The sequence below is a fragment of the Paragemmobacter ruber genome (assembly GCF_009908315.1).
Taxonomy (GTDB): domain Bacteria; phylum Pseudomonadota; class Alphaproteobacteria; order Rhodobacterales; family Rhodobacteraceae; genus Paragemmobacter; species Paragemmobacter ruber.
This window is the reverse complement of sequence record NZ_JAAATW010000002.1, coordinates 266274-288034: the sequence shown is the minus strand read 5'-3', so window position 1 is coordinate 288034 and position 21761 is coordinate 266274. Positions and strand designations below refer to the sequence as shown.

The 21761-nt window shown below is 66.0% G+C and carries 21 protein-coding genes and 1 tRNA gene; 12 read left to right on the top strand and 10 right to left on the bottom strand.

The features are described from left to right. Positions 1-32 precede the first annotated feature (32 nt). On the bottom strand, positions 33-1172 hold the full coding sequence (locus tag GU920_RS09790; RefSeq protein WP_161766843.1) for an aromatic ring-hydroxylating oxygenase subunit alpha: 1140 nt from the start codon (positions 1170-1172) through the stop codon (positions 33-35). Between the two features lie 132 nt (positions 1173-1304). Then, a complete protein-coding gene (locus tag GU920_RS09785; RefSeq protein WP_161766842.1) occupies positions 1305-2246 on the bottom strand; it encodes a LysR family transcriptional regulator in 942 nt (313 codons plus the stop codon). A 144-nt stretch (positions 2247-2390) separates the two neighbouring features. On the opposite strand from GU920_RS09785, the gene chvE reads away from it, so the two are divergent. The 7 genes from chvE to GU920_RS09750 all read left to right on the top strand — a co-directional run bounded on the left by chvE (position 2391) and on the right by GU920_RS09750 (position 10649). Beyond that, positions 2391-3458, top strand: coding sequence for a multiple monosaccharide ABC transporter substrate-binding protein (chvE, locus tag GU920_RS09780; protein WP_161766841.1), 1068 nt, complete (start codon positions 2391-2393; stop codon positions 3456-3458). Positions 3459-3523: 65 nt separating this feature from the next. After that, entirely contained in the window at positions 3524-5059 is a 1536-nt protein-coding gene (gene mmsA, locus GU920_RS09775) for a multiple monosaccharide ABC transporter ATP-binding protein (RefSeq protein ID WP_161766840.1), read from the top strand. Continuing rightward, on the top strand, positions 5059-6255 hold the full coding sequence (gene mmsB / locus GU920_RS09770; protein WP_161766839.1) for a multiple monosaccharide ABC transporter permease: 1197 nt from the start codon (positions 5059-5061) through the stop codon (positions 6253-6255). Before mmsA ends, mmsB begins: the two co-directional genes overlap by 1 nt. An 8-nt stretch (positions 6256-6263) precedes the next feature. Then, entirely contained in the window at positions 6264-7259 is a 996-nt protein-coding gene (gene araD1, locus GU920_RS09765; protein WP_161766838.1) for an AraD1 family protein, read from the top strand. 7 nt (positions 7260-7266) lie between these two features. Then, positions 7267-9009, top strand: a complete 1743-nt coding sequence (gene araD, locus GU920_RS09760) for an L-arabinonate dehydratase (RefSeq protein ID WP_161766837.1) — start codon at positions 7267-7269, stop codon at positions 9007-9009. A gap of 8 nt (positions 9010-9017) precedes the next feature. Next, positions 9018-9929, top strand: a complete 912-nt coding sequence (locus GU920_RS09755) for a Gfo/Idh/MocA family protein (RefSeq protein ID WP_161767339.1) — start codon at positions 9018-9020, stop codon at positions 9927-9929. A 168-nt stretch (positions 9930-10097) separates the two neighbouring features. Then, positions 10098-10649 carry a fasciclin domain-containing protein gene (locus GU920_RS09750; protein WP_161766836.1) on the top strand — a complete coding sequence of 184 codons (552 nt, stop codon included), beginning with the start codon at positions 10098-10100 and terminating at the stop codon, positions 10647-10649. 90 nt (positions 10650-10739) lie between these two features. On the opposite strand, the gene irrA is transcribed toward GU920_RS09750, so the two are convergent. After that, on the bottom strand, positions 10740-11156 hold the full coding sequence (gene irrA / locus GU920_RS09745; RefSeq protein ID WP_161766835.1) for an iron response transcriptional regulator IrrA: 417 nt from the start codon (positions 11154-11156) through the stop codon (positions 10740-10742). Positions 11157-11323: 167 nt separating this feature from the next. Between irrA and fabA the strand changes: the two genes are divergently transcribed. Then, entirely contained in the window at positions 11324-11833 is a 510-nt protein-coding gene (gene fabA, locus GU920_RS09740; protein WP_161766834.1) for a bifunctional 3-hydroxydecanoyl-ACP dehydratase/trans-2-decenoyl-ACP isomerase, read from the top strand. A 235-nt stretch (positions 11834-12068) separates the two neighbouring features. Next, positions 12069-12734, top strand: coding sequence for a PAS domain-containing hybrid sensor histidine kinase/response regulator (locus GU920_RS19820; protein ID WP_161766833.1), 666 nt, complete (start codon positions 12069-12071; stop codon positions 12732-12734). A gap of 279 nt (positions 12735-13013) precedes the next feature. Here GU920_RS19820 and GU920_RS09730 read toward each other — a convergent pair whose 3' ends face one another. Continuing rightward, positions 13014-13388, bottom strand: coding sequence for a GFA family protein (locus tag GU920_RS09730; RefSeq protein ID WP_161766832.1), 375 nt, complete (start codon positions 13386-13388; stop codon positions 13014-13016). Between the two features lie 92 nt (positions 13389-13480). Here GU920_RS09730 and fabB point away from each other — a divergent pair, with 92 nt between their 5' ends. Together fabB and GU920_RS09720 are read left to right on the top strand one after the other, a co-directional pair. Next, positions 13481-14710 carry a beta-ketoacyl-ACP synthase I gene (fabB, locus tag GU920_RS09725; RefSeq protein ID WP_161766831.1) on the top strand — a complete coding sequence of 410 codons (1230 nt, stop codon included), beginning with the start codon at positions 13481-13483 and terminating at the stop codon, positions 14708-14710. Positions 14711-14751: 41 nt separating this feature from the next. Then, positions 14752-15561: an enoyl-ACP reductase FabI gene (locus tag GU920_RS09720; RefSeq protein WP_161766830.1), complete on the top strand. Its 810-nt coding sequence runs from the start codon at positions 14752-14754 to the stop codon at positions 15559-15561. Positions 15562-15586: 25 nt separating this feature from the next. On the opposite strand, the gene GU920_RS19320 is transcribed toward GU920_RS09720, so the two are convergent. The 3 genes from GU920_RS19320 to GU920_RS09705 form a co-directional block, all read right to left on the bottom strand. Further along, entirely contained in the window at positions 15587-15820 is a 234-nt protein-coding gene (locus GU920_RS19320; protein WP_201744078.1) for a hypothetical protein, read from the bottom strand. Positions 15821-16063: 243 nt separating this feature from the next. Continuing rightward, positions 16064-16912, bottom strand: a complete 849-nt coding sequence (locus tag GU920_RS09710) for a dioxygenase family protein (RefSeq protein ID WP_161766829.1) — start codon at positions 16910-16912, stop codon at positions 16064-16066. Between the two features lie 121 nt (positions 16913-17033). Continuing rightward, a tRNA-Gly gene (locus tag GU920_RS09705) sits at positions 17034-17107 on the bottom strand. 207 nt (positions 17108-17314) lie between these two features. Here GU920_RS09705 and GU920_RS09700 point away from each other — a divergent pair. Next, a complete protein-coding gene (locus tag GU920_RS09700; protein ID WP_161766828.1) occupies positions 17315-18373 on the top strand; it encodes a glycosyltransferase 61 family protein in 1059 nt (352 codons plus the stop codon). Between the two features lie 47 nt (positions 18374-18420). Here the strand turns inward: GU920_RS09700 and rffA are convergent, their stop codons facing one another. From rffA to GU920_RS09685, 3 genes are all read right to left on the bottom strand, one after another. Next, the gene (rffA, locus tag GU920_RS09695; RefSeq protein ID WP_235933206.1) at positions 18421-19599 is read right to left on the bottom strand and encodes a dTDP-4-amino-4,6-dideoxygalactose transaminase; all 1179 of its coding nucleotides are present in this window, start codon (positions 19597-19599) and stop codon (positions 18421-18423) included. After that, complete coding sequence (locus GU920_RS09690) at positions 19599-20675, bottom strand: glycosyltransferase 61 family protein (protein ID WP_161766827.1); 1077 nt, start codon at positions 20673-20675, stop codon at positions 19599-19601. Before GU920_RS09690 ends, rffA begins: the two co-directional genes overlap by 1 nt. Positions 20676-21009: 334 nt before the next feature. Then, positions 21010-21660 carry an SOS response-associated peptidase gene (locus GU920_RS09685; RefSeq protein WP_161766826.1) on the bottom strand — a complete coding sequence of 217 codons (651 nt, stop codon included), beginning with the start codon at positions 21658-21660 and terminating at the stop codon, positions 21010-21012. Positions 21661-21761: the final 101 nt, after the last annotated feature.

Here is a 21761-nt window from a genome sequence, read left to right as displayed (position 1 = left end):
CAACGGGGAAGATGGCAGCGAAGTGAAAGGGGTCAGGCCGCGGGCATCATGCGGGCCAGGTAGCGGGCAAAGTCGAAATTGGGCCGTTCCAGATGGCTGAGCGGTCCGGGTGCCGAAAGGCGGGACAGAAGGCCGCGATAGACCCGCTCGGTACAGCCCTTGTCTTCCACCTGCACGTCATCGAGCAGCGCCTTCACCGCGGCCAGATGCGCGGGCGCCTGCGGGTCTGCCATCCACTCGGCGCTCATCCCGCCGCCGAACAGCACCTTGACATGGCCGGGACCATCCGGCGTCAGCGAGAGATACCAGAAATATCCCGGCGTCAGCGTGATCAGCAGCGCCGGATAGATCGCCAGCAACCATGTGATCCGCCGCGCCTCGCCCACCAGCCGCGTGTCCGACGGATGGGCCAGCGCCAGCGGAACCGCATCGTTCTTCACGATCCAGTGGTAATTGAACGCATCACGCCCCTCGGGACAATCCATCAGCGCGAGGTCACAGCTTCCCCCGATGGTCCCGGCATGACAGGCGGGCAGATGGTAGCTTTCCATGAAATTCTCGGCCAGCACCTTCCAGTTCGTCGCCCAGCGGAACTCTTCGCGGAAGGTTTCCTGATAGCAGGCCATGTCCAGATGCCCGACCAGCGCCTCCACCTCTTGCAGGCTTTCATGCACGTCGGGCGCGTCGGGGTTCAGCGTGACCATGATCCAGCCCAGCCAGTCCACCACCCGGATCTGCGGCAGACGCACCTGATCCTTGCAGAACGTCTCGTTCAGCGTCATTGTGGGCGCCCCGCGTAGGGACCCGTCCAGATTGTAGGTCCAGGCATGATAGGGGCAGACGATGCTGCGCACCCGCCCCCGCCCTTCGAGAAGCGTGCTCATCCGATGGCGGCAGACATTGCTCATCCCCCGCAGCACCCCGTCGCGGTCGCGCAGGATGATCACGGGTTCCCCGGCAATCTCCATCGTCAGATAGACGCCGGGATCGCGTAGCGCATCCACCCGCCCGGCACACAGCCAATCCACCGCGAAGATGTGGCGCTGCTCTGCCTCGGCGAATTCGGGCGAGACATAGACGGATTTCGGCATCGCCTGCGCCCGCTCGAACGGGACCGACACATTGGCACGCAATTCTTCGATCGCGCGGAGGCTGGGGTCGAGTGCGGTCATCCGGGCATCCTCGGGCAGGAAAGCGCCCCCGACAAGGCGGGGCGCGTGAAAGGCGGGGCGCGTAAGCGGCACTGTCGGACAGGCGCCCGCGCAGGGAAAGCAGGATGTTCCGCCGCGACGCTTAGGCACAGCCTAATCAAGCCCCTCGCCGCCCTGCGCCACGATCATCTCGGCCAGCCGCGCCGCCACCGGCGTCAGGATCGCGCCCGCCCGCGTCAGCAGACCGAAGGGCGCGACCACGATCCCCAGATCGACCGGCAGGATCACATAGGGCGATCCCGGCCCGGCAAAGCGGTCGCAGACGGCCCGCGCCAAGGGCGCGATGGCGTTGGATTGCTGGACCAGCGCCAGCGTCAAGAGAAAGGACGCCGTCGCCAGCCGCTGCGACGGCTTGGGCAGGCCCAGCGCGGCCAGCCGTTCGGTCACCGCCCGCGTGAGCAGCGCCTCGGGCCCCGGCAGAACCCAGTCATACCCCATCAGATCAAGCGGCTCGATCCGCCCCATCTGCGCCAGCCGGTGCCCCCGCCGCGCCATCAGGGCGACGGGTTCCGTCCCGATGGGCGCGCTCTGCTGCAACTGCCCCGTCATCTCTTCGGGCATCCGGCCCAGCGCGAAATCCAGCCGGCCCGCGATCAACTGCTGCCCCAACAGATCGGACGGCGCGACCACAACCTCGGTCGTCACCCCCGGCATGGCAAGCCGGGCGGTGCGCAGCGCGGGCAGCACCCGGTCCAGCGCCGGGCCGGTGACCGATCCGATCCGCACATGGCCCGATCCGCCGCTCGCGATTTCGGCCACTTCGCGGCCCGCATCGCGCAACTCGGTCACCACCCGCGCGGCCCGCCGCGCCAGCGCCACCCCCATCGGCGTCAGCGTGATCCCCCGCCCCGTGCGCTGATGCAGCGGCTGGCCGGTGATCCGCTCCACCTCGGCCAGAAGGCGCGATGCGGCCGGTTGCGCCACCCCCATCAGATCGGCCGCCAGCCCCAGCTGCCCCGTCTCGGCCAGCGCCGCCATCAGGCGCAGATGCGCGAGCTTCACCCCGCGCCGCAGCAGATCATCCGTGTCTGACATAACAATCCAGCCATATATCAATTACAAAACAATCTTTGACGGATATGCAAAGCCGTTGCAATCCTCGCCCACGGCGTTGGGGGCAGACAGGCCCGCCAACAAGGCCGAAACGTGCCGTGGCGAATCACGGCGAGGGAGGACACCATGCAACTTTCCAGAAGGGCGCTTCTCGCGCTCGCCACCGCCGCATCGCTGATCGGCGCCCCCAGCTTTGCGCAAGACAAAGGCACCGTCGGCATCGCCATGCCCACGCAATCCTCGGCGCGCTGGATTTCGGACGGCAACTCGATGGTGGAGCAGTTCACCGCCGCAGGCTACGCCACCGATCTGCAATATGCCGAAGACGACATCCCGACCCAGCTCGCGCAGGTCGAGAACATGATCACCAAGGGCGTCAACGTGCTGGTCATCGCGGCGATCGACGGCACCACCCTGTCGAACGCGCTGGAAAACGCCGCCGCGGCCGGCATCAAGGTCATCGCCTATGACCGCTTGATCCGTGACAGCGGCGCGGTGGACTATTACGCCACCTTCGACAACTTCAAGGTGGGCGTCCAGCAGGCGGAATCGCTGGTCAAGGGCCTGAACGAACGCTTCCCCGACCAGAAGCCGTGGAATGTGGAACTGTTCGGCGGCAGCCCCGACGACAACAACGCCTTCTTCTTCTACAACGGCGCGATGAGCGTGCTGCAGCCGCTGATCGACGCGGGCGATATCGTCATCCCGTCGGGCCAGATGGGCATGGATGTGGTGGGCACCCTGCGCTGGGATGGCGCGGTGGCGCAGGCCCGGATGGACAACCTGCTGTCCGCCAACTACGGCGACAAACAGCTGCATGGCGCGCTCTCGCCCTATGACGGGCTGTCGATCGGCATCCTCTCCTCGCTCAAGGGCGTTGGCTATGGCTCGGGCGATCTGGCCATGCCCATCGTCACCGGTCAGGATGCGGAAGTGCCGTCGGTCAAGTCGATGATCGCGGGCGAACAGTATTCGACCATCTTCAAGGACACCCGCGCGCTGGCGGGCGTGACCGTCAAGATGGTGGATGCGATCCTGTCGGGCGCCGAGCCCGAGATCAACGACACCAGCACCTATGACAACGGCGTGAAGGTCGTCCCCTCCTACCTGCTGGAGCCGGTCTCGGTCGATGTCACGAACTATGAGGAAGTCCTCGTCGGTTCGGGCTACTACACCGCCGATCAGCTGAAGTAATCGCACCAGCATCGGCCCGCCCTGCCTTCGCGGCCGGGCGGGCCTTTTTCAACCGGGGGACCGCCATGGCAACGCTTCTGGAGATGCGGGGGATCAGCAAGGTCTTCCCCGGGGTCCGCGCGCTGGACCATGTGAACCTCACCGTCGAGGCGGGCGAAATCCACGCCATCTGCGGCGAAAACGGCGCTGGCAAATCCACCCTGATGAAGGTGCTGTCGGGCGTCTATGCGCACGGCTCCTATGAGGGCGACATTTTCTATGACGGTGCGCTGCTTGCCAATCGCGGCATCCGCGACAGCGAAGCCAAGGGCATCATCATCATCCATCAGGAACTGGCGCTCGTGCCGCTCCTGTCGATCGCCGAGAACCTCTTTCTCGGCAATGAGGTGGCCGCCAAGGGCATCATTAACTGGCCCAAGGCGTTCCAGAAAACCGAAACCCTTCTGAAGAAGGTGGGCCTCAACGAACCGCCCACCACGCAGGTGGGCAAACTGGGCGTCGGCAAGCAGCAACTGATCGAGATCGCCAAGGCGCTGGCCAAGGATGTGCGCCTCCTGATCCTCGACGAACCCACCGCCGCGCTGCAGGAGAACGACAGCCAGAAACTTCTCGACCTGATGCTGGAGTTGAAGGCGCAGGGCGTGACCCAGATCATCATCAGCCACAAGCTGAACGAAATCGGCCGCGTGGCCGACCGCATCACCATCATCCGCGACGGCGCCACCGTCTCCACCCTCGCCAAATCCGAAATCAGCGAGGAACGCATCATCCGCGACATGGTCGGCCGCGACATGGCCAACCGCTACCCCGACCGCGATTCCCGCCCCGGCGAGGTTCTGATGGAAGTGTCGGGCTGGAACGTCTGGCACCCCGAACAGCAGGGCCGCCAGATGATCCGCGACGCGGGCTTCACCGTCCGCAAGGGCGAAATCGTCGGCATCGCGGGCCTGATGGGCGCGGGCCGGACCGAACTTGCCATGTCCATCTTCGGCCATGCCTATGGCCGCGACATCTCCGGCACCGTGAAGATGGGCGGCAAGGTGGTGGATACCTCCTCCGTGACAAAGGCCATCGCCGCCGGCCTCGCCTATGTGACCGAGGATCGCAAACATCTGGGCCTCGTCCTTGATGAACCCATCGTCAAGAACATCACGCTGGCGAACCTTGCAGGCGTCGCCACGCGCGGCGTGCTGTCGCGTGGCCGCGAACAGCAGGTGGCCGAGGAATACCGCCGCGCCATGTCGATCCGCACGCCGTCCGTGTTCCAAAAGGTGGTCAACCTGTCGGGCGGCAACCAGCAGAAGGTCGTCCTGTCGAAATGGCTTTTCGCCGATCCGCAGGTCCTGATCCTCGACGAACCCACGCGCGGCATCGACGTCGGCGCGAAATTCGAAATTTACACGATCATGAACGAACTCGCCGCCCAAGGGCGCGGCGTGGTGATGATCAGCAGCGAAATGCCCGAACTCCTGGGCATGTGCGACCGGATCTATGTGATGAACGAGGGGCGCATCGTGGGCGAACTGTCGCGGGCCGAGGCCAGCCAGGAACGCATCATGTCCCTCATCCTGAAGAATGACGGCAAGGCGGAGGTGGCGTGATGGCGGAACAGACGGCAGGCGCAGGCGGCAAGGGCATCGGCGCGCATCTCGGCGGGCACCTGCGGGAAAACGGGATGATCCTGGCGCTGGTCGCCATCGTGATCTTCTTCACCGTGATGGTGCGCGTGACCCAAGGGGTGGATTTCCTCTCGGCCCAGAACATCACCAACCTGTTCCTGCAGAACTCCTATGTCATCATCATGGCGCTGGGGATGCTGCTCGTGATCGTCGCGGGCCATATCGACCTGTCGGTCGGCTCGGTCGTGGGCTTCACCGGGGCGGTGGCGGCGGTGCTCACCGTCAACATGGGCTGGCCCGTCTGGGCCGTGGTGCCGACCTGCCTCTTCGTGGGTCTGTGCATCGGGGCGGCGCAGGGCTACTGGGTCGCCTATTGGCGCATCCCTTCCTTCATCGTCACGCTGGCGGGCATGCTGGTGTTCCGCGGCCTGACGCTCTGGCTCTTGAACGGCCAGAACGTCGGCCCCTTCCCCCGTTCGTTCCAGTCGCTCTCCACGGGCTTCATCCCCGATGCCTTCGGGGTGGACCGCCCGAACATGACCGCGCTCGCCCTTGTGGCGCTGGCCGCCGTGGCAATCCTCTGGCTGGGCCTGCGCGCCCGCGCGCGCGATCAGCAATTCGGCATCACGCCGGAACCGATGATCGTCTTCACCATCCGCAACTTCGTCATCACCGCCGCGCTCCTGTTCGTGGGCTACAAGCTTGCCTCCTTCCGGGGCCTGCCCAATGTGGTGGTGGTGCTCTCGGTCCTGACCGTGCTCTATGCCTTCTTCACCGAAAGCACGACCACGGGCCGCCGCATCTATGCCCTCGGCGGGAACGAGAAAGCCGCCCGCCTGTCAGGCATCAACACCGACCGTCTGGTGTTCCTCACCTTCTGCAACATGGGCGTCCTTGCCGCGCTGGCGGGCATGATCGTCGCGGCGCGCCTGAACTCCTCCACCCCCAAGGCGGGCGTGGGGTTCGAACTCGATGTGATCGCCGCCGTCTTCATCGGCGGGGCCTCGATGACCGGCGGCTCGGGCAAGATTATCGGCGTCGTCGTCGGCGCCCTCATCATGGGGGTGATGAACAACGGCATGTCCATCATGGGCATCGGGATCGACTACCAGCAGGTCATCAAGGGCCTCGTCCTCCTCGCCGCCGTCATCTTCGACGTCTACAACAAGAACAAGTGAGGCCCCCCATGCTCCTGTCGCAGATCACCCGCCCCGACGGCACCCTCGCCGTCGTGGTCCGCGCGGGGTCCGAAGCCGCCATCCTGCGCGGCACCGCCTCCACCTATGACCTCGCGCTCGAGGCGGCGACCACCCGCCGCCCCGTCGCCGCGATCATCGCCGAACGCGGGCTGGGCGAGGCGGTGGATCTGCCCTCGCTTCTGGCCGAAGGCCGCGTGACCCTGCCCATCACCCATCCCGACCCGGCGCATATGCTGCTCACCGGCACCGGCCTCACCCATCTGGGCAGCGCGTCCGCCCGCGACGCGATGCATGCCAAGCTGGAGGGCGCGGAAACCCTGACCGACAGCATGAAGATGTTCCGCATGGGGCTGGAGGGCGGCCGCCCCGCCCCCGGCACCCCCGGCGTGCAGCCCGAATGGTTCTATAAAGGCAACGGCACCACCGCCGTCGCCCCGGGCCAGCCCCTGACCATGCCCCCCTTCGCCGAAGACGGGGGCGAAGAACCCGAACTTGCCGGCATCTACATCATCGCCCCCGACGGCACCCCCTGCCGCCTCGGCTGGGCCTTGGCGAACGAATTTTCCGACCACGTCACCGAACGGGTCAACTACCTCTGGCTGGCCCATTCCAAATTGCGCGAGGCCTCCTTTGGCCCTGAAATCCTCGTGGGCGACCTGCCCGCCGACATCCAGGGCACCTCGCGCATCCGCCGCGACGGCGCAGTGATCTGGGAAAAGCCCTTCCTGTCGGGCGAGGCGAACATGTCCCACACGATGGCGAACCTCGAACACCACCATTTCAAATACGGCCTCTTCCGCCACCCCGGCGATGTGCATGTGCATATGTTCGGCACGGCCACCCTCTCCTTCGCCGACGGCATCACCACCCGCCCCGGCGATGTCTTTGAGATCGAGGCCACCCCCTTCGGCCTGCCCCTGAAAAACCCGCTCGCCCGCGCCGCAGCGCCGCAGGCCCCCACTTTTGCCGTTCACACCCTCTGAGGATCAAATGACCTTCAAACCCGCCAAATGGCCCCGCAAACTGCGCTCGCAGGAATGGTTCGGCGGTTCCAGCCGCGACAACATCTATCACCGCGGCTGGATGAAGAATCAGGGCTTCCCGCATGACCTGTTTGATGGCCGGCCGGTCATCGGCATCCTCAACACATGGTCGGAACTGAACCCCTGCAACGCGCATCTCAACGCGCTGGCGGAAAAGGTGAAGAACGGCATCTACGAGGCAGGCGGTTTCCCGGTCGAGGTGCCGGTCTTCTCCGTCTCGGAATCTGCCTTCCGCCCCACCGCGATGATGTTCCGCAACATCGCCGCCATGTCGATCGAAGAACAGATGCGCGGTCAGCCGATGGATGGCTGCGTCCTTCTGGTGGGCTGCGACAAGACCACCCCCTCCCTCCTGATGGCCGCCGCCTCCACCGACCTGCCCTCGATCGTCGTCACCGGCGGGCCGATGCTGAACGGCTACTTCCGGGGCGAACGCGTGGGTTCCGGAACCCACCTCTGGAAATTCTCCGAGGCCGTGAAGGCAGGCGAAATGTCCCCGGCTGAGTTTGCCGAGGCCGAGGCATCCATGTCCCGCTCCGCAGGCTCCTGCAACACGATGGGCACCGCCAGCACGATGGCCTCCATGGCCGAGGCGCTGGGCATGGCCCTCTCGGGCAATGCCGCCATCCCGGCGGTGGACAGCCGCCGCCGCGTCATGGCGCAGATGTCGGGCCGCCGCATCGTGCAGATGGTGAAGGATGATCTGAAACCCTCCGACATCATGACGCGCGCGGCGTTCGAAAACGCCATCCGCACCAATGCAGCCATCGGCGGGTCCACCAATGCCGTCATCCACCTTCTCGCCATCGCAGGCCGCGTCGGCATCGATCTGACGCTCGATGACTGGGACCGCCTCGGTCGTGACGTCCCCACCATCGTGAACCTGATGCCGTCGGGCAAATACCTGATGGAGGAATTCTTCTACGCAGGCGGCCTGCCCGTCGTCCTGAAACGTCTGGGCGAAGCGGGGCTTCTGAACAAGGACGCGCTGACCGTTTCCGGCGAAACCGCCTGGGATCAGGTCAAGGATGTGGTCAACCACAACGAAGACGTGATCCTGCCGGTGGAACGCGCGCTGACCCAATCGGGCGGCGTAGTTGTGGTCAAGGGCAACCTCGCCCCCAATGGCGCGGTGCTCAAGCCGTCCGCAGCCACCCCCGCCCTGATGACACATCGCGGCCGGGCCGTCGTGTTCGAGGATATCGACGACTACAAGGCCAAGATCAACGACCCGGATCTCGACATTGATGAGACCTGCATCATGGTGATGAAGAACTGCGGTCCCAAGGGCTATCCCGGCATGGCCGAGGTGGGCAATATGGGCCTGCCGCCCAAGGTGTTGAAGAAGGGCATCACCGACATGGTCCGCATCTCGGATGCCCGCATGTCCGGCACCGCCTACGGCACCGTGGTCCTGCACACCTCACCCGAAGCCGCCGCCGGCGGCCCGCTTGCCGTCGTGCAGAACGGCGACATGATCGAGTTGGACGTTCCCAATCGCCGCCTGCATCTCGATATCAGCGACGAGGAACTCGCCCGCCGCCTTGCCGCCTGGACGCCCCGCGTGACGCCGCCCGACTCAGGCTATGCCATGCTCCACCACAAGCATGTGATGGGGGCCGACAAGGGCGCCGATCTCGATTTCCTGCGCGGCTGCCGCGGCGCGCCGGTGGGCAAGGATTCGCACTGATGGCGAAGATGAAACTGGCGCTCGTGGGCATCGGCAAGATCGCCGTCGATCAGCATGTCCCGGCGCTTGCCGCCTCGCCCGATTGGGAATTGTCGGCCACGGTCAGCCGGTCGGGCAGCGTGGACGGCATCCCCGCCTATACCGATTTCGCCACGATGCTGGCCGAACGGCCCGACATCGGCACTATCTCTCTCTGCCTGCCGCCCCAGCCCCGCTACCCCTATGCGGAACTGGCGCTGAAGGCTGGCCGCCATGTCATGCTGGAAAAACCCCCGGGGCAAACGCTGGCCGAGGTGCACGCCCTCGAACGCCTGGCCGCCGAACAGGGCGTCAGCCTTTATGCCACATGGCATTCCCGCATGGCCGAGGCTGTCGCCCCCGCGAAAGACTGGCTCAAGGGCAAGACCGTCACCCGCGCCCGTATCACCTGGCGCGAGGATGTGCGCAAATGGCATCCCGGTCAGGATTGGGTGTTCGAACCGGGCGGGATGGGCGTCTTCGACCCCGGCATCAACGCCCTGTCGATCCTGACGGAAATCCTGCCCGCGCCCGTCCATGTCACGGCGGCAGACCTCGAATTCCCCGCCAACCGCGACACGCCGATCGCCGCCCGCCTGCACTTCAGCGGCAACATCACCGCCGATTTCGACTGGCGGCAGGAAGGCCCCCAGACCTGGGATATCGAGATCGACACCGATCACGGCCCCTGCGCCCTGCGCTTCGGCGGCAACCGCTTTGAGGTGGCCAGTCGCGAAGTCGCAGGCGAACAGACGATCATGGGCGAATACCCCAAACTCTACGCCCGCATGGCCGACCTCGTCCGCGCCGGGCAATCCGAGGTGGACCTCGCCCCCATGGTCCACGTGGCCGACGCCCTGACGCTAGGCAAGCGCCATGTGACCGACGCCTTCCACTTCTAGGCAGGCGGGGGGAGGGCACCGCCCTCCCCCCGCACCCCCCTCCATCCCCGGCCAGACCGGGCGCCCGCACGCGCGATCCGGCCTTTCGGGCGCGGCTGAAACTTTTCTGAACGCGCCGCGTTCCTTCGGTCACAGGCGGAACGGTTCCGCCCTGACACGGAGGATACGATGCTCAAGACAACCCTGCGCACCCTTGCCCTGACCACCCTTCTCGCCCTGCCCGCCATGGCACAGGACAACCCGATGGTGGGCGGCGCACCCATGTTCGCCGACAAGAACATCGTCGAAAACGCCGTGAACTCCAAGGATCACACCACCCTCGTCGCCGCCGTGCAGGCCGCCGGTCTGGTGGAAACCCTGCAATCCCCCGGCCCCTTCACCGTCTTTGCCCCCGTGAACGATGCCTTCGCCGCCCTGCCCGCTGGCACGGTCGACACGCTGCTGATGCCGGAAAACAAGGCGATGCTGACCAAGGTGCTGACCGCCCATGTCGTCGCCGGCAAACTGTCGGGCGAGGAAATCATGCGCCGCGCCCGCAACTCGGCCGATGGCTTCTACCACATGCAGACGGTGTCGGGCGACGCGCTGTCGGCGCAGGTCAAGGGCCGCAACCTCTATCTGATCGACGAAAGCGGCAACGCCTCGCAGGTCACCATCGCCGATGTGAACCAGTCGAACGGCGTGATCCATGTCGTCAACGCGGTCCTCGTGCCGAAGTAATCGGCCGAAGCTCACCGCCCCTCACGACAACGGCCCGCCATTGGCGGGCCGTTTGCCTTGTTAAGGCGGGGTTCACCCCGCCGCATCCTGTCAGGCCCGCTTCAGCCGGATCACCACATCCACCCGCGCCACCTGCATCCCCTCGGGCGCCTCGGGCAGACCCTCGATCCGCAGCGTCTCGGCGGGCGCATCGCTCAGCATGGCGGTGTCTTCCCAGTAGAAATGCGGGTGGTCATCCATGCGGGTGTCGAAATAGCTCTTCGAGCCATCGACCACGACCTCGTTCATCAGCCCCGCTTCGCAGAAGGCGCGCAAGGTATTGTAGACGGTGGCCAGCGACACCTTCTCGCCCGCCTGATCGGCCAGCGCGAACAGGCTTTCCGCCGTCACATGCCGATCCTCGCCATCGCCCACCAGAAGCGCGGCCAAGGCCAGCCGCTGCCGCGTCGGGCGCAATCCGCCCCGCGCCAGCCACTCCGTCCCCCGCTCCTGTGCCGTCCGCACCATGCGCGATCCCTGCAAATCCCATGCTTTCGATCAGGTATATAAGGCCTGCCACGGGGGAATTACAAACGAAAACGCCCATCGCCCCCCCGGCGCGACCCTTGCCACCGCTTCCACGGCGGTGCTACACGGAACCCCGCAACCGAAAAAGAACACGGGGAACCCTGCGCATGGCCGCCTATCCGACCCGCTTCGACCGCGACGCCCTTCTGAAATGCGCGCGGGGAGAGTTGTTTGGCCCCGGCAATGCCCAGCTTCCCGAACCGCCCATGCTGATGATGGACCGCATCACCGACATCTCGGAAGATGGCGGCCTGCATGGCAAGGGGCATGTGGTGGCCGAATTCGACATCACGCCCGACCTGTGGTTCTTCTCCTGCCACTTCCCCGGCAACCCGATCATGCCCGGCTGCCTCGGCCTCGATGGCCTGTGGCAACTCACCGGCTTCAACCTGGGCTGGCGTGGCTGGCAGGGGCGCGGCTATGCGCTGGGGGTGGGCGAGGTGAAACTCACAGGCATGGTCCGCCCCGACCGCAAGATGCTGACCTACAAGGTCGATTTCACCAAGGCCATCCAGACCCGCCGCCTGACCATGGGCGTGGCCGACGGCATCGTCGAGGCGGATGGCGAGGTGATCTATGTCGTCAAGGACATGAAGGTCGCCCTTTCCGAGGCCTGAGCGCAAGACCGCCCCCCGCCCGCGTCAGAAACACCCCAGCCCCGACAACGCGCCGCACCCCAGCCCAGATCTGCGCGCGCCAAAAACACCGCTTTCGGTTTTTCCTCGCAACCCCGGCCCAAGGGGCGATCTCTCTGTAAACTTAAGACTTTCCCAACCGTTCACTTCCAACATGCGCCCTGTCGGCAGCCCCTGCCGGGCCCGTGGCGTTCGCAGGAAACGGAATGGAGAAAGCATGGACGGCGCAATCTTTGATGGACGCGCGGTGATCGGCAGCATCGTGCATCGCACGAACGGCTTCGTCTATCGCTGCCGCAATGACCGCGACTATTCCATGCTGCTGATGGAAGGCGCGGTTCTCGAACTGACCGGCTACCCGACCGATGATTTCCTCACACAACCCCAACGCTCCTATTCCGGCCTCTGCCACCCCGACGATTCCGATGCCGTCTTCGCCGCTGTGGATGGCGCCCTTGAACGGCGCGAGAACTGGACCGTGGATTACCGCCTCGTCCGGCCCGACGGTTCCACCCGCTGGGTGCATGAGGTGGGCGGCGGCGTCTTTGACAGTCTCGGCAATCTGGAATTCCTCGAAGGCATCGTGCTGGACAACGAAGCCCGCAAGCAGGACGAAGCCGCCCGTGGCACGCGCACCCAGCAGATCGCCAACCACTGCCGCACCCTGATGCAGGAAACCAAACCCGTCCTCAGCGTGCTGCGCGAGTTGCGCATCCTTGCGATCAATGCCCGGATCGAGGCGGCCCGCGCCGGTCAGGCCGGGGCCGGCTTCGCCGTCGTCGCGGGCGAGGTGGGCCGCATCGCCGATGAGACCACCACCCGCGCCGCCCGCGTGGCCGATCTGACGGAAGAGCTGCAAAAGCTCCTCCGTGACGCGAGCTGATCGCACGGCCAAAACGCCACAACGGAGATCACCCCCGTAGGATGGGCGCCAGCGCCCATCCTACCCCGCCCAATCCCCCGGACATCCCACCACACCTGAAAAACGGACAGCCACCGTCCCCGCCGCACCGTCCACAGCTCTTAGGTCGGCATGAAACGGGCCACCTCATCCAGCACACCCAGATCGACCCCCACCTCGGCCCTGCTGCGCGAGAGAACCGATAATCTGCAAACCAGGCCCCGCCAGATCACTTCCGTAGGATGGGCGCCTGCGCCCATCCTACCCGTCCCGATCCCCCGGATACCCCACCATCCCTGAAAAGCCGGGCAGCCATCCTTCCCGCCGCACCGTCCACAGCTCATAGGTCGGCGTGAAACGGCCCACCTCATCCAGCGCACCCAGATGGACCTCTACCTCGCCCGGGCTGCGCGAGAGAACGGATGATCCGCAAACCGGGCAGAAGAACCGTCCCCGCCACTCCCGCACCTCACCCGTCACCGTCACCCGCCCCTCGGGGAAGATCGCGCTGGCATGGAACAGCGCGCCATGGTGCTTGCGGCAATCCATGCAGTGGCACAGCCCCACCCGCAGCGGCGCCCCTTCCGCCACCACCCGCACCGCCCCGCACAGACAGCCGCCTGTCACCCGCTCCATCCCAAGCTCCACGTCCGAAACCCCAATCCCCTTGCCCCTTTCCCCCCCGTCCCTTAAGGACAATCCAAAGCTCTAAGGATACGGGAGGCCCCATGCGCCGCGTCGTCATCACCGGGATCGGCATCGTCTCGCCCATCGGCAATACCGCCGCCGAGGTGGAAGCCTCCCTCCGCGCCGGCAAGTCCGGCATCGTCTTCGCCCCCGAATATGCCGAACGCGGCTTCCGCTCCCAGGTCCACGGCCAGCCCAACATCGTGCTGGAAGACCATATCGACAAGCGCGATCTGCGCTTCATGGGCGATGGCGCCGCCTACAACTTCATCGCCATGGATCAGGCGATCAAGGATTCGGGCCTCGAGGCGCATGACATCTCCAACGAACGCACCGGCATCATCGTGGGCTCCGGCGGCCCCTCGACCAAAAGCTTCTTCAAGGCCCATAACATCGTCCGCGAAACCGGCAGCCCCAAACGGATCGGCCCCTTCGGCGTGACCAAGGGCATGTCATCGACCACTTCGGCCTGCCTTGCCACGCCCTTCAAGATCAAGGGCGTCAACTACTCCATCACCTCCGCCTGCTCCACCTCCGCCCATTGCATCGGCAATGGCGCGGAACTCATCCAATGGGGCAAGCAGGACATTGTCTTCGCCGGCGGGGGCGAGGAACTGGATTGGACGCTGTCCTGCCTCTTCGATGCCATGGGCGCCATGAGCAGCAAATACAACGACGCCCCCGAAACTGCCTCGCGCACCTACGACGCCACCCGCGACGGCTTCGTCATCGCCGGTGGCGGCGGGGTTGTCGTGCTGGAGGAACTCAACCACGCCCTCGCCCGCGGCGCCAAGATCTATGCCGAAGTCACCGGCTACGGCGCCACCTCCGACGGCCATGATATGGTCGCCCCCTCCGGCGAAGGCGGCGAACGCTCCATGCGGCTCGCGCTCTCCACCCTGCCGCAGGGCCGCCGCATCGACTACATCAACTCCCACGGCACCAGCACCCCCGTCGGTGACGTGACCGAGATGGAGGCGATCCGCCGCGTCTTCGGGCGTGGCTCCACGCCGCCCGTCGCCTCGACCAAATCGCTGACCGGCCACAGCCTCGGCGCAACCGGCGTGCATGAGGCGATCTATTCCCTCCTCATGATGAACGGCAATTTCATCGCGGCTTCGGCCAACGTCACCACCCTCGACCCCGCGCTCGATCCGTCTGAGATCGTCACCACGATGCGCGACGGCGTGACGATCGATTCCGTGCTCTCCAACAGCTTCGGCTTCGGCGGCACCAACGCCACCTTGGTGATGAGCAAGTATCTCGGCTGACCACGGGCGAACCGGGCAGCGTCGGAAAAGGGGACAGGGACATGGCAGAACTGATGAAGGGCAAGCGCGGCCTCGTCATGGGCGTTGCCAATGAACGCTCGATCGCCTGGGGCATCGCCCGCGCCATGGCCGCCGAAGGGGCAGAGCTTGCCTTCTCCTATCAGGGTGAGGCGTTCGGAAAACGGCTTCAGCCGCTCGCCGCATCGGTCGGATCGGATTTCATGGTCGATGTCGATGTGACCGATGACGCCTCGCTCGACACCTGCTTTGCCGCGCTGAAAGACCGTTGGGGGACGATGGATTTCCTCGTCCACGCCATCGCCTATTCCGACAAGAACGAACTCACAGGCCGCTTCATCAACACCACGCGCGGCAACTTCACCAACTCGCTTGCCATCTCCTGCTACAGCTTCATCGACGTCTCGCGCCGCGCGGCGGAACTGATGCCCGATGGCGGCACGCTGATCACCCTCACCTATGGCGGGTCGAACCGCGTCACCCCCAATTACAACGTGATGGGCGTGGCCAAGGCCGCGCTGGAAAGCTCTGTCCGCTATCTCGCCAATGACCTCGGCCCCCAGAAGATCCGCGTCAACGCCGTCTCGCCGGGCCCGATGAAAACGCTGGCCGGGGCCGCCATCGGCGGCGCCCGTGCGACCTATCGACATACCGAGGCGAACGCCCCCCTCCGCTCCAACGCCACGCTAGAGGCGGTGGGCGGCACCGCTGTCTGGCTCGCCTCCGAATACGGCGCCTTCACCACGGGCGAGGTCGTCCATGTCGATGGCGGCTATCATGTGCTGGGGATGCCGCAGCAGGACAATCTCGGCGGCTCCGCCGAGAAGGGGTAAGCAGGGCAGCGGGCTCAATTCCGCCCTACCGCGCGTCTCGCGTCCCCAGCACCTCGACGCAGCGCAACAGATAGCCGTCCGGGTCCTGCACCAGAAGCCGGCCCTGCCCATGCTCGACTTCGCCCTCGCGATACCATGCCTCCTGCAGCGCCCGGAACGGCACCACCGCCGCCACCTCGATCTGCACGTTGATCCCGCGTCCGAACGGGGCCGCCATCGACCCGGTCACCGCAGCCTCTTTCCCGATCTCCTCCGGCATCACCTGCGCCCCACTCAGTTCCAGGTAAACAAACCCATCCCTCCCGCCACGCGCAGCGGACGGCAAAGCCGCGATTGTCGCACCAGAAGGCCCGCACACGTGCCAGATCGATCACCAGCCGTTCCGGCACCAGCGCCGCCCAGTCCTCTTCCACACCTGCTATCGCCAACCCGCTCTTTCCCGTAGGGTGGGCGGTTCCGTGCCGCACCAAGCGGCGCGGGTTCGCCCCCCCCCCCGCAAGGATCAGACCACCAGCCCCACCTCGCCCGTGGCGACAAAGCCCGACGCATCCCCTGTGAGGCGCAGCATTTGCGCCGCCCGCTCCGCCGCCGTCCCGTTGCGAAAGATGCCGTCCCGGTCAAGCCGCACCCCATCCAGCGCCGCCCGGCTGGCCGCATAGGCCGGGTCTGCACGATAGGCCACGCGGCAGGCCTCTTCCGGCATCGCAAACTGCCCCGTCAACAGCGCCGCCGCCCCATCCACCGCCGCAGCGGCACTGGCAAAAACCTCGAAATGCAGATGCGGCCAGCGCCCCGGATAAGTGCCCGGCACCACGGTCAGCATCCGCACCCGCCCCCCGGAATCGCTGATGGCCACCCCGCGCAGATAGGTCCGGTCGGCCGCGCCATAGATCGAATAGACGCCCGCCGCATCACACTGCCACAGATAGACCGCATGCCCCTCCAGCGGCGCACAGCCCCGGCGCACATCCACCAGCCGCAGGTCCAGCCGCATCGGCACCCCCGCCGCAACCGGCCGCAATCCACCGATCGAGCTGCGGATATCCTCGCGGATCACCCCGCGCTCGGTCAGGATGTTCACCACCTGCCCCGCGCGTACATTCGTGCCATCGGCTGGAAACGGCCCCGCCATCTCGGCCGGTTGGGCCACGCAGACCGCGCCATCCGCAGCCGCGCCCGTCACCACCCCCTGCGCCAGCACGCGCGGCCCGATCAGCGCCAGCGCGGCCCCGCTCCCGACGACCCCCGCCAAGACGGCCCGCCGCCCCAGCAGCAATCGCGGCAGATCGGCACGCAACCCTTCGGGATGGGCGTGGTCATGGTCTTTGTCGTCATCAAGCAGGTTGCGCATCCGTCCCTCCATCGCCAGTCCGCAGTATACGCCGCTCGACCCCAAACCCGTCGCAGGGTCACAGGATCGTGTCCCGGCGGCACGGCCACCGGCGGAAAGTGCCTGTCGATGAAGAGAAACCTGGAGCGGGTAGCGGGAATCGAACCCGCCCCATCAGCTTGGAAGGCTGAGGCGCTACCACTACACCATACCCGCGTCGCGCCCCTGCCTTCTAACCGCCCACCGCACCCCATGCAACCATGTCCGTGCCGCCCCACGCGACCTTCCCGCCTGTCCGCATCCAGAATGCGTGGCAAAGACCATTTTCTTTGCTTGCGCGCCACATCCCCGCCATGAAACTGTGTGGTTAACCAATCCTACAGAAGGCCAGTTTTCCCGTACCCGTGAACGGAGTTTTCGCCCATGACACGCCGACGGTTCAACCTCACACCCCTGATCCAGGCCGTTCTCTCACTCGCTGGCCTTGACCAGACCCCAGCCGCCGCGGCTGCCGAGGCGGTGACGATCGCGCCCGGTGAAACCACGATCTTTCCCCCCGCCTATCACCTTGACGGCCAGCTTGACCGCGTCACCGGGGTGGCCGAACACAGCACCCGCGCCCTTGAACAGGTCCGCCTCGGTGGCGTTCCCGTCGCCAACAGCGCGACCATGGCCTATCGCATCCCAAACGCGGTCTTCGCAGTCGGGCGTCTGTACACCCCGCGGATGATCGACCGGCAAGGGGGCGATCAACCGCGTCGCCTGACCGTCCGGCTGACGCAGGACATCGACACCCTTGCCCTGCCTCTGAACGAATTCGCGACGGTTTTCTTCGGCCATACCGTGATCGACGGCGGCGCCAGCATGTTGCTTGCGCCCGGCTTCGGCGAAGCCGCCATCGACAGCAAGGTCTCCGCTGCCATGGCCGGACATGTCAGCCGCTACTTCGAACTCTTCGGCCTGTCCCATCGGCCAGTCCATGATGTGCGCATCCGCAACGCCTGGATCTTCGACGACATCGGCATGAACGCGCACAAATCCGCGCGCCTCAGATGGATGGGCGCGCAGGTGCGCCGCCTGCCCGCGCTGCGCAGCGGCCACGGCGTCTTCATCCGTCGGCGCGGCTGGGGCGTCCAGCGCGCCCCGGAAAACGAAGCGCAGCTCGAAGACTTCTTCGCCGCCCGGGGCTTCGACATCATCGACGCACGCGACCTGACCGTCGATCAGATCGCCGCCCGCTGCATCGGGGCCACGGTCATTGTCGGTGTCGAAGGCAGCGGCATGATCCACGGGATGCTGGCGCTTGAACCGGGCCGCACGGTGGTGATGCTGCTGCCGCCCTCGCGGCTCAACAACATGATGAAGGATTATGCCGATGGCCTCGGCCTGCACTACGCCTTCGTGGTGGGCCAGACGACGCCGAGCGGCTACACCATCGACGCCACAGAGATCCTGCGCACCATCGACCTCGTCCCCGGCTGACCGCCTCGGCCAAACGGCCCCAGCCAAACGGCTCCGGCCCTGCTGCCTCAGCCCTGCTGCCAGAAGGCCTGCACCCGGTCAATCACCCGCGCCTGCTGCCCCTCGGTCAGGCCAAAGAACAGCGGCAGACGCAGCAGACGCTCGCTCTCGGCCGTGGTGTGGCGGTCCTCGCCATGGAACCGCCCGAAGGCTTGCCCGGCTTGCGCCGAATGCAGCGGCACATAGTGGAACGGCGCGATGATCCCGTTCTGCCGCAGCCACGCCGCCATCGCATCACGCTCCACGATATCGCGCAGCTTGATATAGAACATATGGGCGTTGTGCGCCGTCCCCTCGGGATGCGCCTGCACCTCGATCCGGCCCTCGCGGATCAACCCGTCCAGACCGTCCCGATAGGCCGCATGGATGGCCAAGCGCTCGGCCTGAATCTGCCCGCGCGCCTCGATCTGCGCCCATAGATAGGCCGCGCTGATCTCGTTCATCACAAAGGAACTGCCTAGATCGACCCAGGAATACTTGTCCACCTGCCCGCGCAGAAACCGGCTGCGATCCGTGCCCTTCTCGCGGATGATCTCGGCCCGCTCGGCCAGGGCGGGGTCGTTGATGATGGTCAGCCCCCCCTCGCCGCCCGCACTGAAATTCTTCGTCTCATGGAACGAAAACGCCCCCACCGCGCCAAAGGTGCCCAGGGGCCGCGCCTTCCACGCCGCCAGCATCCCCTGCGCCGCATCCTCGACCACAGCCACGCCGCGCCGCGCCGCCAGCGCCATGATCGCATCCATGTCACAGGCGACCCCGGCATAATGCACCACGACGATCGCGCGCGTCCGCTCTGTCATGGCCGCTTCGATCAGCGTCTCGTCGATGTTCATGGTATCGGGCCGGATGTCCACGAACACGATCCGCGCGCCCCGCAACACAAAGGCATTGGCCGTGGAGACAAAGGTGAACGACGGCATGATCACCTCGTCCCCTTCGCGGATGTCCAGAAGGATCGCCGCCATCTCCAGAGATGCCGTTCCCGACGGCGTCAGCAGCGCGCAGGGACAGCCCAGATCAGCCTCGAAATACTGCCGACAGCGGCGCAGATACAGGCCCCCGGCAAACCGGTCGGGGGCATCCAGTACTTCGGACAAAAGGGCGATCTCGCGCCCGGTCACCGCGATCCGGTTGAACGGCACCACCGCCGCCATCTGATCGGGTCTCTGCGCCTGACTCATGGGCATTACATCCACCTCCCGGTCGACAGCCGGTCCTCGATCAGATCCACCGTCGCGCTCAATTCCCCGATATCCTGATGGAACCCATCCACCGTGCCTTCGGCGACAACGAACCCCCAATTCAGATCCATCGCGCCGCACAGGTGGCGGAAGATGACGTTGTACCTGTCTGCCGGCTGGATGCAGAGGATCGCCCCCCCCCGCGCCATGCTGAACAGCGCATGCACCAAATGGCTGCCCTCGACCCCGATCACCAGCGGCACATCCTTCAGCGCGGCACAGATCTCGGCCGCCGATTGCCGCTCGGGATCCACGATGGCAAAGCCCTGCGCGGCGCACCACGCCTCCACCTCCGCCTCGTTTTCCAGCCGCCGCACCTGCCCGCTTGTCCCTCTGCGGATAAACGCCCCCATCGTGGGCGCGGTTGTCGTGACAGCCGAACGCACCCGTTCGGTCATCTGACGCAGGCGGTCGCGCTTGTCCGGCCCAAAGGCGAAATCGCGAAACATCCACAACTGCCCGACCCGCAGATTTTCACGCTCGGCATGATCGGCGCCAAACATCGCCAGATAGTCCCGGCAATGCGGCGTGCGCGGCGCGCGCGCTCCGGAAAAGAACGGCTGGGCAAAGCGCGAGGCGAGGGGATAGATCGCCGCATCATCGAACAGGAAATGGGCGAAAAAGTCGTTCCCCTGCCAGGTGGAGCACAGCGCCGCCTCCTCCATACTGTCTTCCACCCGCAACGGACCCCGCCCGGAACCGTGATGCGACAGATCACGATATCCCGTCCATGTGCTGACGCGCCCGCGCCCCACCACGGCATGGCGCACCCGAAAGGCGAAACTCTCGACGTTTGACAGGAACCGCGCCAGCGTCGCCTGCACCTCCTCCGCCACACTGCCATCGCCCGAATGGGTGCCCCTCACGCGCTCCAACTGACCGGCAAGGAAGATCGCCTCTGGAAGGGCAAGGGTTTCTGCTCCGCTCACCCGAACGATCCGGTCGGCGATCTGTTCCATCTCGCAATAACCGACAACCCGTCGGAAGACGCGGCTCGCAATCGGGGCAAAGGATATCGTCATGAGCGCCTACTCCGCCACGCGCCGCGCACCTGTGCCGACCAAGACACCGGCCCGCCGAAATCACGAAACCTGATCGGCCTTTGCGGGCGTGCCGATCCTGCCGCGCGCCGATTCCGACCCTCACGCTCATCTTAACTTAGTTTAACTTCGGGATCGAAACCAAATGCGGCCCGGGCCGGGCCAATCGCGGCCCGCCCGGCCCTTTCCTGCGCTTTTGCCCATGTCTTGATCACCGCCCCCGCGCACCCGGCCCGGCCGGCTCTGCCGCATGGGATAGGCCACAACCGGCAGCGCATCGGCGTTCAACCGCAGGCCAAAATCCAGCACGCCGCGCTCAGCCCGGGACGCGCTCGATCAGCTCTGGCCCCTCGGCCCGATTCGAGTTCACCCGCGGGTCCACCCGGTGGCATTGCAGCACACCCGCCTCCGACGCGCGCATCAAGACCGCCGCCCCATGCCCCGCCTCGCCCAGCCACAGGGGCCAGTCCGCCCGCTCCAGCACCACGGCCTCGCGGTGGTGCAATCCGTGCATCCCCGGCCCCGCCTCGGTTGACACGATGGCCACCGTGTCGATCTCCTGCCAGCGCTGCCAGATCCCGGCAAAGGCCATGGGCGCGCCGTCTGTCCGGGTAAAATACCACGGCAATTTGCGCCCCTCGACCGCCTGCCATTCATAGAAACCGCTCGCCGGAACGATACAGCGCCGGGTCCGCACCGCCTCGCGGAAGGCGGGCTTCGTGGCCACCGTATCCGACCGGGCATTGATGATCAGCGGCCCGTCATTGGGCGCCTTGTACCATGCCGGGATGAACCCCCACCGCATCGCCCGCAGCCGGCGCAGGCCCCCATCGGATGTCACCACCGCCACCTGCGTCGTGGGGCAGACATTGAACCGCGGCACCTGCGGCAGATCATTGCCGATCACGGCATCAAACAGCCGGGCAATCGCCTCGTCCGGGTGGGTGATGGTGAAACGTCCACACATGCCAGCAGTGTCACCCCTTAGCCGCCAGAAGAAAAGGCCGCCCCTGAAAAAGGGCGGCCAAGGCAGGGCGGCCGCACCAGGGCCGCCCCGGAACCAAACCC

Excerpts from the sequence above, each read along its gene's own strand:
- GU920_RS09790 (WP_161766843.1), bottom strand. The coding sequence starts at position 1,172 with ATGACCGCACTCGACCCCAGCCTCCGCGCGATCGAAGAATTGCGTGCC.
- GU920_RS09785 (WP_161766842.1), bottom strand. The coding sequence starts at position 2,246 with ATGTCAGACACGGATGATCTGCTGCGGCGCGGGGTGAAGCTCGCGCAT.
- chvE (WP_161766841.1), top strand. The coding sequence starts at position 2,391 with ATGCAACTTTCCAGAAGGGCGCTTCTCGCGCTCGCCACCGCCGCATCG.
- mmsA (WP_161766840.1), top strand. The coding sequence starts at position 3,524 with ATGGCAACGCTTCTGGAGATGCGGGGGATCAGCAAGGTCTTCCCCGGG.
- mmsB (WP_161766839.1), top strand. The coding sequence starts at position 5,059 with ATGGCGGAACAGACGGCAGGCGCAGGCGGCAAGGGCATCGGCGCGCAT.
- araD1 (WP_161766838.1), top strand. The coding sequence starts at position 6,264 with ATGCTCCTGTCGCAGATCACCCGCCCCGACGGCACCCTCGCCGTCGTG.
- araD (WP_161766837.1), top strand. The coding sequence starts at position 7,267 with ATGACCTTCAAACCCGCCAAATGGCCCCGCAAACTGCGCTCGCAGGAA.
- GU920_RS09755 (WP_161767339.1), top strand. The coding sequence starts at position 9,018 with ATGAAACTGGCGCTCGTGGGCATCGGCAAGATCGCCGTCGATCAGCAT.
- GU920_RS09750 (WP_161766836.1), top strand. The coding sequence starts at position 10,098 with ATGCTCAAGACAACCCTGCGCACCCTTGCCCTGACCACCCTTCTCGCC.
- irrA (WP_161766835.1), bottom strand. The coding sequence starts at position 11,156 with ATGGTGCGGACGGCACAGGAGCGGGGGACGGAGTGGCTGGCGCGGGGC.
- fabA (WP_161766834.1), top strand. The coding sequence starts at position 11,324 with ATGGCCGCCTATCCGACCCGCTTCGACCGCGACGCCCTTCTGAAATGC.
- GU920_RS19820 (WP_161766833.1), top strand. The coding sequence starts at position 12,069 with ATGGACGGCGCAATCTTTGATGGACGCGCGGTGATCGGCAGCATCGTG.
- GU920_RS09730 (WP_161766832.1), bottom strand. The coding sequence starts at position 13,388 with ATGGAGCGGGTGACAGGCGGCTGTCTGTGCGGGGCGGTGCGGGTGGTG.
- fabB (WP_161766831.1), top strand. The coding sequence starts at position 13,481 with ATGCGCCGCGTCGTCATCACCGGGATCGGCATCGTCTCGCCCATCGGC.
- GU920_RS09720 (WP_161766830.1), top strand. The coding sequence starts at position 14,752 with ATGGCAGAACTGATGAAGGGCAAGCGCGGCCTCGTCATGGGCGTTGCC.
- GU920_RS19320 (WP_201744078.1), bottom strand. The coding sequence starts at position 15,820 with ATGCCGGAGGAGATCGGGAAAGAGGCTGCGGTGACCGGGTCGATGGCG.
- GU920_RS09710 (WP_161766829.1), bottom strand. The coding sequence starts at position 16,912 with ATGCGCAACCTGCTTGATGACGACAAAGACCATGACCACGCCCATCCC.
- GU920_RS09700 (WP_161766828.1), top strand. The coding sequence starts at position 17,315 with ATGACACGCCGACGGTTCAACCTCACACCCCTGATCCAGGCCGTTCTC.
- rffA (WP_235933206.1), bottom strand. The coding sequence starts at position 19,599 with ATGCCCATGAGTCAGGCGCAGAGACCCGATCAGATGGCGGCGGTGGTG.
- GU920_RS09690 (WP_161766827.1), bottom strand. The coding sequence starts at position 20,675 with ATGACGATATCCTTTGCCCCGATTGCGAGCCGCGTCTTCCGACGGGTT.
- GU920_RS09685 (WP_161766826.1), bottom strand. The coding sequence starts at position 21,660 with ATGTGTGGACGTTTCACCATCACCCACCCGGACGAGGCGATTGCCCGG.